Annotated in this window: 13 protein-coding genes; 5 read left to right on the top strand and 8 right to left on the bottom strand. The window is 55.3% G+C overall.

The window, feature by feature from the left end:
* Window positions 1-2: 2 nt before the first annotated feature.
* The gene (gene nagZ / locus M5M_RS01180) at window positions 3-1,022 is read right to left on the bottom strand and encodes a beta-N-acetylhexosaminidase (RefSeq protein WP_015045639.1); all 1,020 of its coding nucleotides are present in this window, start codon (window positions 1,020-1,022) and stop codon (window positions 3-5) included.
* Between the two features lie 21 nt (window positions 1,023-1,043).
* Entirely contained in the window at window positions 1,044-1,673 is a 630-nt protein-coding gene (locus M5M_RS01175) for a TetR/AcrR family transcriptional regulator (protein ID WP_015045638.1), read from the bottom strand.
* Window positions 1,674-1,805: 132 nt separating this feature from the next.
* Between M5M_RS01175 and M5M_RS19240 the strand changes: the two genes are divergently transcribed.
* Window positions 1,806-2,126, top strand: a complete 321-nt coding sequence (locus M5M_RS19240) for a DUF6763 family protein (protein ID WP_015045637.1) — start codon at window positions 1,806-1,808, stop codon at window positions 2,124-2,126.
* 9 nt (window positions 2,127-2,135) lie between these two features.
* Here M5M_RS19240 and M5M_RS01165 read toward each other — a convergent pair whose 3' ends face one another.
* Entirely contained in the window at window positions 2,136-2,786 is a 651-nt protein-coding gene (locus M5M_RS01165) for an LOG family protein (protein ID WP_015045636.1), read from the bottom strand.
* A 143-nt stretch (window positions 2,787-2,929) separates the two neighbouring features.
* On the opposite strand from M5M_RS01165, the gene lexA reads away from it, so the two are divergent.
* Complete coding sequence (gene lexA / locus M5M_RS01160; RefSeq protein ID WP_015045635.1) at window positions 2,930-3,538, top strand: transcriptional repressor LexA; 609 nt, start codon at window positions 2,930-2,932, stop codon at window positions 3,536-3,538.
* Entirely contained in the window at window positions 3,535-3,945 is a 411-nt protein-coding gene (locus M5M_RS01155) for a cell division inhibitor SulA (RefSeq protein ID WP_144062362.1), read from the top strand. The genes lexA and M5M_RS01155 overlap by 4 nt, the downstream gene beginning before the upstream one ends.
* 145 nt (window positions 3,946-4,090) lie before the next feature.
* Here M5M_RS01155 and M5M_RS01150 read toward each other — a convergent pair whose 3' ends face one another.
* The 3 genes from M5M_RS01150 to topA all read right to left on the bottom strand — a co-directional run bounded on the left by M5M_RS01150 (window position 4,091) and on the right by topA (window position 7,585).
* Entirely contained in the window at window positions 4,091-4,348 is a 258-nt protein-coding gene (locus M5M_RS01150) for a hypothetical protein (protein ID WP_015045633.1), read from the bottom strand.
* A gap of 81 nt (window positions 4,349-4,429) precedes the next feature.
* Window positions 4,430-4,891, bottom strand: a complete 462-nt coding sequence (locus M5M_RS01145; RefSeq protein ID WP_015045632.1) for a DUF6586 family protein — start codon at window positions 4,889-4,891, stop codon at window positions 4,430-4,432.
* A gap of 3 nt (window positions 4,892-4,894) precedes the next feature.
* Complete coding sequence (gene topA, locus M5M_RS01140) at window positions 4,895-7,585, bottom strand: type I DNA topoisomerase (RefSeq protein ID WP_015045631.1); 2,691 nt, start codon at window positions 7,583-7,585, stop codon at window positions 4,895-4,897.
* 342 nt (window positions 7,586-7,927) lie between these two features.
* On the opposite strand from topA, the gene M5M_RS01135 reads away from it, so the two are divergent.
* Complete coding sequence (locus M5M_RS01135; RefSeq protein WP_015045630.1) at window positions 7,928-8,692, top strand: hypothetical protein; 765 nt, start codon at window positions 7,928-7,930, stop codon at window positions 8,690-8,692.
* A gap of 157 nt (window positions 8,693-8,849) precedes the next feature.
* Here the strand turns inward: M5M_RS01135 and M5M_RS01130 are convergent, their stop codons facing one another.
* The gene (locus M5M_RS01130; protein WP_015045629.1) at window positions 8,850-9,251 is read right to left on the bottom strand and encodes a hypothetical protein; all 402 of its coding nucleotides are present in this window, start codon (window positions 9,249-9,251) and stop codon (window positions 8,850-8,852) included.
* A 143-nt stretch (window positions 9,252-9,394) separates the two neighbouring features.
* Between M5M_RS01130 and M5M_RS01125 the strand changes: the two genes are divergently transcribed.
* Complete coding sequence (locus M5M_RS01125; RefSeq protein WP_015045628.1) at window positions 9,395-9,835, top strand: universal stress protein; 441 nt, start codon at window positions 9,395-9,397, stop codon at window positions 9,833-9,835.
* A gap of 36 nt (window positions 9,836-9,871) precedes the next feature.
* Here M5M_RS01125 and M5M_RS01120 read toward each other — a convergent pair whose 3' ends face one another.
* Window positions 9,872-11,770, bottom strand: a complete 1,899-nt coding sequence (locus M5M_RS01120) for an ATP-binding cassette domain-containing protein (protein ID WP_015045627.1) — start codon at window positions 11,768-11,770, stop codon at window positions 9,872-9,874.
* Window positions 11,771-11,856: the final 86 nt, after the last annotated feature.

The raw sequence follows: 11,856 nt of genomic DNA, 5'->3' as shown, positions 1-11,856 counted from the left end.
CACTAGCCTTCCATAGTCTCGGGTGAAAGTTCGGCAGCCATGCGCTGCCAGCGTGGATTATCGTGAAGATCCTGCCAATGACAGCGCTTGCGCGCGCGCATCGCAGGCAAACGTTCAGAGCCGGGTTGAGCAAGCTCGGACAAATGCTGCACCACTTCCTGCGCCGCCTCGCGCTGGTTGCACACCAACACCATGTCACAGCCCGCCTTCAACGCGGCATCCGCGCGCGCGGCATAGCTGCCCGCACTCTCGGCACCAGCCATTGACAAGTCATCGCTGAAAATGACCCCATTGAAATTCAACTGCCCGCGCAAAACGGTTTTTAACCAATGCGCGGAAAATCCCACTGGCTGGTCATCCACCTGACTGAAAACGATATGTGCAGGCATAACGGCGTCCAGCTTTGGTGCAAGCCGGGCAAAAGGAATCAAATCATGCGCGGTCACTTGTGCCAGGGGCCTGTCGTCTATCGGCTGGACCAAATGACTGTCGCCGGTTACAGAGCCATGGCCAGGAAAATGCTTGCCCGTGGTCGCCATACCCGCTTCATGCATGCCATCCATAAACGCTCCTGCCAGCACAACCACCTCACTGGGGTCGGGCGAAAACGCGCGATCGGCAATGACCTGACAGTGATGGTCATCCACATCCAGCACCGGTGCGAAACTGATATCGATCCCGCACGCCAGTAATTCACTCGCCATCAGCCAGCCCACATCGCGCACTCGCGCAAGTGTCGCTGCCGGCGCCGTCCGGTAGGCGGGCAAAAAGCTTTGCATAGCGGGAATCCGGGTAAAGCCGTCGCGAAACCGCTGCACGCGCCCACCCTCATGGTCCACAGCGATCACAATGTCCGGACTGCAAGCACGGATTGAGGTAACCAGCGCCATGAGCTGCTCACGGTCGCGGTAATTGCGGGAAAACAGGATCAAGCCGCCAACCTGAGGATTTTTCAGCAGGGCTTTATCGTACGGCGTAAGCGCAAGGCCCGCCACGTCGAGCATGACAACACCAACCGTCATGAAATGATCTCTTATACTGAATTATTTTACGGTAAACATACCGGCCAGTGCCGGCACCATCATTTGGGTTGTGCCGAGTACGGTACTGTCCTGACCAAAATCTTCTTTCAGGATGCCACTGATGGAATCAAAACTCGACAAGGTAAAAATGGTGGCCCCCAGCATGAAATACAATCGCCAGTAAAAAGTCACCGGGTCGATTTCAGGCGCCGCTTTTTTCAGCAAGCCGGTGAATCGCTGATAGTGCTCGCCATAACGGGCAATGATAAACCGCCGGATATGGCCTTGCGACTGGGCATAGGCGAGCCCCAACAACCGCATAAAGCGCTGGGCGGCATAACTGCCCTCCTCCGAACCGTCACATATGGTGGAAAACAGGCATTCGAGCAAATCTTCCGGCGACAGCTCGGTTCCCTTGCGGTCAACCAGCTTGACCAATGAACGCTCAAGCTCCTGGCAGAATGGCGTGAGAAAGCGGGCGAAAACCGCCTGAATCAGTTCTTTTTTCGACCCAAAGTGGTAGTTAACCGCAGCCAGATTGACACCGGCGGTGCTGGTAATGGTTCTGAGTGATGTTTCCGCAAAACCCCGCTCGGCAAACAGCGCTTCGGCTGCATCGAGAATGCGGGCTACGGTATCGGGTTGTGACATGGACAGTCTCTTGAATGTTCAGGCGTGGCAGTCAATATAAGCTTTCGAACATACGTTTACATTAATTTTCTGTCAAGGATACCCATTGTGTAAAAAATCACCGGTGGGCGTATAGTGTTTGAGGAGGTGGCAATGATGAAAATACTGGCGCGCACCGGACAATGGTATCTGAACGTCGAAACCGGTCAGCATTTTGAGATTGTGGCGATCGACGAGCATACCGCCAGCATCGCCATCCAGTACGTTGATGGCGACCTCGACGAGCTGGATGCAGAAAACTGGCAGGCACTGGCGCTGCAATACGCCGCAGAGCCCGAAGATGCGATGGCGGGCTTTGGTGACACCGCAACCCTACCCAACGCGCCAGATAATGATTCCACCACACCGTTTGATCCCGACAGCGTCATCGACCTGCTAGAGGGCGATACGTTCGAGGGCTTTGACGATGCCTGAAACACCCCCTTAACTGGACCCCGCATTGCGTGCCACCAGGTGGGCTTTGATAATATCGGCGGCCTGTTCCGGCGTATCGACCACCTGCACCAGCGCCATATCCTCCAGATTGATATTGCCATCGGCCAACATCCGGTTTTTTAACCAGTCCACCAGCCCGGCCCAGTATTCACGATTCACCAACACAATCGGAAAGCTGGCCACTTTGCCGGTCTGAACCAGGGTGAGAGCTTCGAACAGCTCATCGAGGGTACCAAAACCGCCCGGCATGATTACAAACCCGACCGCGTGTTTGACAAACATGAGCTTGCGGACAAAGAAATACCGGAAAGTCAGACTGATGGTCTGGTAGGGATTGGGCGCCTGCTCCATGGGTAAAGTGATATTGAGCCCGATACTGACGCCGCCGGCGTCCTTCGCGCCCTTATTGGCCGCCTCCATGATGCCGGGTCCGCCACCGGTAATCACCGGCACCCCGGCTTCTGCCATCAGGCGACCCAGGGTTTCCGCCGCCGCATAATAGGGATGTTCTTCCGGCGTACGGGCGCTGCCGAATACGGTCACAGCACCTTTGATTTTGATCAGCTGCTCTATCCCATCCACCAGTTCAGATTGAATTCGCAGCACCCGCCAGGCTTCTGGCATTTTTGCATCAAACATAAAAACTCCTTATATATCAATGCACTATTCTCTTTTCCTTCCAATTCAGTATAGCTATTCCCCGCAACTGCTTGCCGAATAAATTTTACTGTATATAATCACAGCAACTGTACAAATAAACAGACCAGCCTCAGGAGCTACGGATGATCAAACTCACCGCCCGTCAACAGGAAGTGCTCGACCTGATCAAACGCTGCATTGATGAAACCGGCTACCCGCCAACCCGTGCCGAGATCGCACAAGAACTGGGCTTCCGATCGGCCAATGCCGCGGAGGAACACCTGAAGGCGCTGGCGCGCAAAGGTGCCATTGAGATGGTGGCCGGCGCATCCCGGGGCATCCGGTTACCGGAGTCAGAAACCGGCCTGCCTCTGGTGGGCCGGGTGGCCGCGGGCAACCCCATACTGGCCGAAGAAAATATCGAAGAGTATTGCGAAGTGCCCGCCAATTTTTTCAGCCCCCGCGCCGACTACCTGCTGCGCGTACATGGGATGAGTATGAAAGACATCGGCATACTCGATGGGGATCTGTTAGCGGTACACAGCACACAGAACGCCCGCAATGGCGATATTGTGGTGGCGCGCATTGGCGATGATGTGACGGTCAAACGGTTTGAGCACAAGCGCGGCAGTGCCAGCGTGAGACTGCACCCGGAAAACCCGGACTTTGAGGTCATTGAAGTCGACCTTAAATCGGAAGAATTTGCCATCGAAGGCTTGAGCGTGGGTGTCATGCGCCGGGGTAAACTGTGATGAATCTGGCGCTGCAACAATCCCCCAACGCCTTTACCCAGCCCCATGCCCCAGAGCATCGGGTCACCGAGCTGATCATTCCCTGGAGCCAGCAATCGGCGCTATTACTGCCCATGCTGCGCTTTCTGGGCAATGAAGATGACCAGCGCTGGCTTACCATCATCAGCCACGGCAGCATCAGCCAGGCGTGGTTACGACAGCAAGGATTAAACCCTCGCAGCATCAGGGTAATCCGGGCCGACTCGCCCGAAAGTGCACTGTGGATGACCTGGGAGGCTCTCGCCGCAGGGAACAGCCATACGGTGGTTGCTGAAATCAACGCTGAATCGGCCATTACGGCGGAAATGGAGCAAGCCGCAAGCATTGGGAATTGCAGGGCGCTCCTGGTAAAAGGCAACTTGCACTAGAACACGGTTAAAAACCCTGTCAGGGCAATATTGAAAGGTAAGCCGCACGAACTGGGATCGCGAATCCCGGGATTAATTAAGGCTTGGGTGGTTTTAATGCCGGCCATTGCGGCTGGCCAGCCGTGTCACCATCAGCCCCTTGAGATCAATGCAGTGTTTTGGTTTGATCGCGGGTGATATCGCCACCGTCAGGCTCTATGCCGGACGCTATAGCTGCCTCACCGGCGGCTTCCATACCGGCTTCAATCATGGCCTTGGCAACTTCGTACTTAGCATCCTTCAAGAAATACAAGGACTCCTCGGAGAACTTAATCACCACCAGCGGCTCACCCTCTTCCGCTGCCCGCCGCAATGCGATTTCACCGGTTGAGAGCTCAATGATTTCGTATAAATCAGAGGACATGCTTACTCCTGACTGCATTCAGACGCTAGTCTAACAGTATTTTGCATATCATGCGCGCCGGTCTGGAGGCAGCGAAAGCCGCTAGTACTCCTGCCCGAGTTCTCGCCAGCGCTCGGTGAAGCGTTTGAGCGCCACCAGCGCCTCGCGGCAACCATTCACATCCAGAGCCGCACCCTGGCTCGAGGCAATCAAGGCGTTTTGCGCTTGTCCTGTGTCCAATACCTGGGCGGGCGTCGCCGGCTGTGAGCGTAAAGCCGAAAGCCAACTATCCCCGGACTCCAGCTGCGCCAGCTCTTCCCACTCGGCAGGGCAGTTACGGCCGTCCGGGATTCGTTCGATCAGGGCGAGAACACTGGTAGGCGCCACCGTCAGCGGCAAACGCGCAGCGCCCGCCATATCGCGCAGCAACGCACAATAGGCGATGTGCAGGTGCCAGCTGAGCGACTGCACCAACGCGTCCTGTCGCCACGGCAGACTGTCAGCGCCCCATTGGGCCAGCAGCAGCTCACACCAGGCAAATTGTTGATTCAGGCTGGCGGCCATGGCTCAGGCCTTTTTGGCCGGGGCTTTTTTCTTGGTTGCCTTTTTCTTGACCGGGGCTTTTTTGGCTTTACGTGCCACCTCGGTCACCCACTTGCCGCCTTCGTACACGGCTTTCCAACCCGATGCCTTACCATCCACTTCAGACTGGACGTAGTGGGTTTTTTCTTTCCGGTTGAACCGGACCAGCGTGGGATTACCTTCGTCGTCCACAACAGGCGCCTTCATAAGAAACGCATATTTGGAATCGATCTCATCCTTGTGCGGTAGCAATTCGCTCACCAGCGGTGCCCGGGTCTCGCGGTTTTTCGGAAACTGACTGGCAGCCAGGAACAAACCTGCAGCACCATCGCGCAGGATGTAGGTGTCGTCCACTTTCTGGCAAGCCAGTTCCGGCATGGGCACCGGATCCATTTTGGGGGGTGCCGCTTCGCCATTTTTAAGCAGCTTGCGGGTGTTCTTACAGGCCTCATTGGTGCAGCCAAAGTACTTGCCAAAGCGGCCGGTTTTGAGCTGCATTTCGCTGCCACACTTATCGCACTCGAGCGTGGGCCCATCGTAACCTTTGATCTTGAAGCTACCGGCTTCCACTTCAAAACCGGAACAATCGGGGTTGTTGCCGCAGATGTGCAGCTTGCGCGTTTCATCCAGCAGGTAGCTGTCCATGGCCGCACGGCACAATTTGCAGCGCCGCTTTTTGCGCAATGCCTGAGTCTCTGCGTCCTCGTCATCGGCACTGATCACTTCATCGCCGGACACCAGATTCATGGTATTTTTGCATCGCTCTTTGGGTGGTAAACCGTAGCCCGAGCAACCCAGAAACACACCCGTCGAGCCAGTGCGAATCTGCATATGGCGGCCACACTGACCGCAGGCGATATCGGTATCGGTGGGATCATTGGCGCGCATACCGCCGTCGGCCGCTTTGGCTTCTGCCAGTTTCTTGGAAAAGTTCTGGTAAAACTCGTCCAGTACGTCCTGCCAGCCGCGCTCACCGGTCGCGATCTGATCCAACGATTGCTCCAACTCTGCGGTAAAGGAGTAAGCCATCAGATCATCGAAGCTTTCGACCAGGCGCTCGGTGACGATGTCCCCCATTTTTTCAGCAAAGAACCGCCGCCCTTCCAGACGCGCGTAACCCCGATCCTGAATGGTGGAAATAATCGCAGCGTAGGTTGAAGGCCGGCCAATACCGCGCTTTTCAAGCTCTTTCACCAACGCCGCTTCCGAGTATCGTGCGGGCGGCTTGGTGAAATGCTGGTTTGGCTCGAGTTTGACCAGGTTCAACAGCTCGCCCACTTTCACGTCGGGCAATACCACGTCTTCGTCTTTTTTGGCTTGCGGCGGCATGACTTTCATAAAACCATCAAACCGGATCACGCGCCCGCGGGTGCGCAACTCGTAGTCCGCCGCATGTACCACAACGGAGGTCGATGTAAATTCAGCTGGCGTCATCTGACAGGCCACAAATTGCTGCCAGATCAAGGCATACAAGCGCTCGGCATCCCGCTCCATGCCTTTGAGTTGCGTGGGCATCAAGGTTACTTCGGACGGCCGGATGGCTTCGTGAGCCTCTTGTGCACCCTCTTTGCTGCCGTAGGTATTAGGCGCTTCGGGCAGGTAACGATCCCCGAACTGTGACTGGATGTAGTGACGACAGGCGTTCACGGCTTCCGCAGATAAATTGGTCGAGTCCGTTCGCATGTAGGTGATGTAGCCCGCCTCATACAGCCGTTGCGCCATCATCATGGTTTTCTTGACCGAGAAGCCAAGCCGCGTACTGGCAGCCTGTTGCAAAGTAGAGGTGATAAACGGCGCCGACGGTTTTGATTTTGTGGGTTTGTCTTCCCGCTCTGCCACCCTGAACTCGGCCGGCTGCAAAGCCTTAACCGCCACCATGGCATCGGCTTCGTTCAACGGCTTGAATGCCTGCCCTGCATGGCGTTTGACTTCAAAGCGCAATGACTGCTGTTGCTGGTTGGTCAGATTGGCAAAAATATCCCAGTATTCTTCGGGAACAAAGGCGCGGATTTCACGTTCACGCTCGACCAACAAACGCACCGCAACAGACTGAACCCGCCCGGCAGACAGCCCGCGTGCAACCTTTTCCCACAACAGGGGAGACACCATATAACCCACCACCCGGTCCAGAAAGCGGCGGGCCTGCTGTGCGTTTACGCGGTCCATATCCAGCGAGCCGGGTTCCGAAAACGCCTCCTGAATAGCGGATTTGGTAATCTCGTTGAACACTACGCGCTTGTAGCGTGATTCATCACCACCAATGGCTTCCCGCAGGTGCCAGGCAATGGCCTCTCCTTCGCGGTCCAAGTCCGTTGCGAGATAAATTTCATCGGCTTTGGCCGCCAGTGAGCGCAATTCAGCAACCACTTTTTCCTTGCCCGGCAAGATTGCGTATTGGGCCTGCCAATGATGCTCAGGGTCGATGCCCATGCGGTTGATCAGTTGTTCCCGGGCTTTGGTTTCCTTGTGCCTGGCCTTTTCTTCCGGCGACATTTTGCGCGTTATGGCGGCTTGCCTGGCCCGCTCCTTTGGGTCTACGGCACCCTTTGCACTGCCACTGGTGGGTAGGTCGCGGATATGCCCCACGCTGGACTTAACGACGAAATCACTGCCCAGGTATTTATTGATCGTTTTTGCCTTGGCCGGGGATTCCACGATGACAAGTGCTTTAGCCATAAAAATTCTCGAATTTTGCTTCTTTGTTCTTTATATACGCGCAACTGACAAAACTATTTATAAGACCCCATCGGGACTTGTACAAGGCGAACAGGCCCCGCAAACGCCATTGGCAGCAACTCAGGGTGCGCATATATAAAACCTGAAACTCACAGGGTCAAGTGATAAGTGTTTAGCACATCGGCACAAAAAGCCCAGAATCAGGGTCTAAACTGAGTCTGGAGTCACTACACAAAACGGCACTTAACCTACTGATTTTTATAAAATTTATCCCGCAAGCCTTCAAGCTTTAGCGGAACCGGCCGACAGCCTTGTGAAAATTTTTAGCTTCAGGACCCAGAATTGGCCTACCTGATCATTTTTTGCTCTATCGCACTGCTTTCCTTACTCGTGGTCAGCATTGCCAACCAACGCGAGGAACGACTCCGCTCGCGGCGGATCCGGCTGCACAAATTAAAGCTCCGGGTCGACGAGCTGGAATCCTTGTTGCTCCAGGTGAGTCCACTGGTGGAGAGCCCGGATATCCTCACCCAAATCAACGATGAAATCATCGATATGTACAAAATGATGATAGAACTGGATTCCTCCCTGCCTTATCTGGAATCGGCACTCAATTCCGCTGAAGCCCGCAGCCAGCAAATCACGGAAAGACAAACGCGCCCCAACAGGATCATGGAGTCTGACGTAAAAATCGCCATGGCACAAAAGCATTTGACGGAAGCAGCCAAAGTGATCCGGCACCGTCAGAGTCACAATAAAATCACACTCGAGGAAATGCAGGCGTTTCTGAAAGAACTGGCCTACCAACACCTGATGGTGGACGTGATATCCATGGTGGCGCAAGGTCACAAGGCCACCAACAAAAGCAATCTGTTTTCGGCCCAGGCCTACTACAAAAAGGCGCGCCAGATGTTGGTACAGTCGACCCATTCAGATCCGCGACGGCACGAGATGAGCCGACAGCTGGTGGAAATTATCGAGAGCAATCGACAGTCAATCAGCGAAACGCTCATGCCTGAATCTCAATTCAATCCCGAAAAACAGGCCAACACAGCAGAGCCCATGCTGGACGATATGCTTGCGGATAATGACGACCAGCACCGATAGATAGCAGGCTGTTGAAAAACCCCTTGCATGCTCAGGCTTACAGGCTGGTTCGTAATTTAGGCGCCGTTTTGAAGGTGTGTATCCACCCACCGAAAAGCGGCAACGACAAGTACGGGCCAGCCTGTAAGCCCCGGAGGGCAAGGCCTGAAGCGCCAAGTCAACGACCGGCCGCGACCTCAAGCCATTGCAGAATAAACGCCAACTCCTCCTTGCCTGCCGGTTCAGACCAGAATAGCGCCACGCCGTCGGGCGCAGCTTCCACAAAGCCTATGGACGCAGGTAATGCATGCAATTGCTGGGTCAGCCATTCGCGCTCCGACGGGTCGGGTTCGGACGTAGACTCCACCGACCAGAACTCCGCTAAATGCACCGGATGCGAGTAGTTTTTCCGCATCAGACGCCAGAAATTCCGATCGCGACGCTTGGCCTGCCACGGCATCGAATAGCGGGTAAAACCCTGCGCCTGGCCCGAACCCAGTGATACACGGGCGCCACGGCTAATGGCCTGGCTGCGCAGGCTGGCCAGACGTTTATCGCGCGCACTGGGCTGAAACATCATCACAGGCCCTATGCAAAGCGCGATGACCGCTAAAATTACAAGCCAGGTTGTATAGCTCACGCTACCCCCAAATATGAGTTGCCTTTTTCTGCGGATCTGCGCAGGCTAGTATGGACTGAGACTGAGCTTATCAGGAGATGCCAATGAATAACTATTCTCACCTGCTCGTCGGCGTAGATCTGTCGCCCGAATCAGCCCAGATTATCGAGCGGGCCCGGCAGATTTCCCGAAATCACAATGCCCGGCTCACGCTGGTGCATGTGCTTGAACCGCTGACCTTTGCTTATGGTGGTGACATCCCAATGGATCTCACCGAAGTCCAAACGCAACTCCAGGCACAAGCCGACGAACAACTCAAGCAGCTGGCCAAGCGCACACAAATCTCAGAGGACGACTGTCAGTTACTCATTGGCCAACCGGCGGCGGAGTTACATCAACTGGCAGCACAACAGGGCTGCGATTTGATTGTTGTTGGCAGCCACGGCAGGCAGGGCCTTGCGTTGCTTTTAGGCTCCACCGCCAATGGCGTTCTGCATGGTGCCAATTGCGATGTGCTTGCCGTGCGCGTGAACGAAGCAGATTAATTAAACCCCTGGGCAGCCGGCCAGATCAACGCCAACTCAATCGCCTAATTCCGCCCAACGCTCGTAGGCCTGTTCCAACGCAGCTTCTTTCTCTGCCAGCTGCAACAGCAACGGCTCGGTTACCGATCGATCCTGGTTGAAGAACGCGGGGTCGGCCATCTGACCTTGCAAGCCTTCGATTTCACTCTCCAATGACTCTATAAGCCCGGGTAGCTGGTCGAGCTCACGCTGTAATTTGTAACTCAGCTTTTTCGGTTTTTCTGTTTTTTCAGGCTCCGATTTTACGCTCGCCTCTGGCACCTCGGGCGACTCCGAGCCGGAATATCCGGACTCATCCCTCTCGTATTTGTGCCAGCTGCCACCTTGTCGCAACCAATCCTGATAACCGCCCACATAGTCGTTCACAACCCCCTCACCTTCAAACGCCAGACAGGAGGTCACGACATTATCGAGAAAAGCACGATCGTGACTCACCAACAACAGCGTACCTTCGTAGTTGAGTAACAACTCTTCCAGCAGTTCCAGGGTTTCCACGTCAAGGTCATTGGTAGGTTCATCCATGACCAGCAGATTCGCAGGCTTACTGAACAGCTTGGCCAGCAATACCCGGTTGCGCTCGCCACCGGATAACGCACACAGGGGCGTGCGGGCACGCTCACCGGTAAACAGAAAATCGGATAAGTAAGAAATGATGTGTTTGCGCTTGCCGTTGACATCGATGAACTCGCGCCCTTCGGCAATATTGTCCACCGCGTGTTTATCGAGTTCCAATTGATTGCGCAGCTGATCGAAATACGCAACGGTCAGGTTGGTCCCGAGTCGCACCTGGCCTTGCTGGGGCGCCAATTCACCCAGCAAAATTTTGAGCAAGGTACTTTTTCCTGCCCCATTGGGTCCGAGGATGCCAATTTTATCGCCACGCATAATCCGGGTGGATAAACACCTGATCACGGGTTTCTCGTCCCAACTGTGCGACACGTTGTGCAGCTCCGCGACCAGTTTGCCACTGCTATCCGCTTGCTGAACTTCAAACTGCGCCCGACCGTGGCGCTCACGCCGCTCGCTGCGTTCAACCCGCATCGCCTTGAGTGCCCTTACCCGACCTTCGTTGCGCGTCCGGCGCGCCTTGATCCCCTGTCGGATCCACACCTCCTCTTCGGCCAGGCGTTTGTCAAACAGGGCATTGTGGCGTGCCTCTTCCGCCAACTGGGCTTCGCGAAAGGTCAGAAAGCTGGCGTAGTCCCCTTCCCAATAACGCAGATGCCCACGATCCAACTCTATGATGTGGGTGGCAAGCTTTTGCAATAACGCGCGGTCATGGGTGATAAAAACAATTGCGCCCCGGTAGGCCAGCACTTGTTGCTCCAGCCACTCAATCGCTTCGATATCCAAATGGTTGGTGGGTTCGTCGAGCAACAACACATCAGGTTCGGTTACCAGCGCGCGCGCCAACGCCACCCGCCGCCGCCAACCGCCGGAGAGTGAGCCCATGGACTCATCTGCAGGCAATTGCAACCGGGTCAGGATCGCGGTCACTTTCTGCTCGATCAACCAACCATCTTTGGCTTCTATTTCCGATTGCAGACGACCGATCTGCTCCAGATCATCCGACCCCGTTGCCAGCAACCGGTGATAAGTGGCGATGCGTTCGCCAACGTCGGCAAAGGCACGCGCGACCACATCGAATACCGTCAGGTGATCCGGGTCGGGCAGATCCTGTTCAAGGCGAGCAAGGCGCAACCCGGGCTGACGCCATACTTCACCATCATCCAACGCCAGATCGCCACTGATAACTTTGAGCAAAGAAGATTTGCCGGCACCGTTGTGGCCAATCAGGCACACCCGCTGACCCGCATCCACCTGCAAAGAGACTCCATCAAGGATGGTATTGACGCCAAAATGCAACGCGGCGTTATCCAGTTTTATCAGGGGCATGGTTCAAACATCTCCGGCCGGGCTTGGCTGTTCTATAGTAAACAGGTATGGTGATATAACAGATGAGCATCTGCAGTGGGCCTACA

It is taken from the genome of Simiduia agarivorans SA1 = DSM 21679 (genome assembly GCF_000305785.2).
In the GTDB taxonomy this organism is placed as follows: Bacteria; Pseudomonadota; Gammaproteobacteria; order Pseudomonadales; family Cellvibrionaceae; genus Simiduia; species Simiduia agarivorans.
The sequence above is the reverse complement of the archived record's forward strand: the minus strand, read 5'-3'. Positions and strand labels throughout refer to the sequence as shown.

What these genes read in the sequence shown, in the direction of transcription:
- M5M_RS01150 (WP_015045633.1), bottom strand. Translation starts at nt 4,348, where the DNA reads ATGTCCTCTGATTTATACGAAATCATTGAGCTCTCAACCGGTGAAATC.
- nagZ (WP_015045639.1), bottom strand. Translation starts at nt 1,022, where the DNA reads ATGACGGTTGGTGTTGTCATGCTCGACGTGGCGGGCCTTGCGCTTACG.
- M5M_RS01165 (WP_015045636.1), bottom strand. Translation starts at nt 2,786, where the DNA reads ATGTTTGATGCAAAAATGCCAGAAGCCTGGCGGGTGCTGCGAATTCAA.
- M5M_RS01175 (WP_015045638.1), bottom strand. Translation starts at nt 1,673, where the DNA reads ATGTCACAACCCGATACCGTAGCCCGCATTCTCGATGCAGCCGAAGCG.
- M5M_RS01120 (WP_015045627.1), bottom strand. Translation starts at nt 11,770, where the DNA reads ATGCCCCTGATAAAACTGGATAACGCCGCGTTGCATTTTGGCGTCAAT.
- M5M_RS19240 (WP_015045637.1), top strand. Translation starts at nt 1,806, where the DNA reads ATGATGAAAATACTGGCGCGCACCGGACAATGGTATCTGAACGTCGAA.
- M5M_RS01145 (WP_015045632.1), bottom strand. Translation starts at nt 4,891, where the DNA reads ATGGCCGCCAGCCTGAATCAACAATTTGCCTGGTGTGAGCTGCTGCTG.
- M5M_RS01130 (WP_015045629.1), bottom strand. Translation starts at nt 9,251, where the DNA reads ATGATGTTTCAGCCCAGTGCGCGCGATAAACGTCTGGCCAGCCTGCGC.
- topA (WP_015045631.1), bottom strand. Translation starts at nt 7,585, where the DNA reads ATGGCTAAAGCACTTGTCATCGTGGAATCCCCGGCCAAGGCAAAAACG.
- M5M_RS01125 (WP_015045628.1), top strand. Translation starts at nt 9,395, where the DNA reads ATGAATAACTATTCTCACCTGCTCGTCGGCGTAGATCTGTCGCCCGAA.
- lexA (WP_015045635.1), top strand. Translation starts at nt 2,930, where the DNA reads ATGATCAAACTCACCGCCCGTCAACAGGAAGTGCTCGACCTGATCAAA.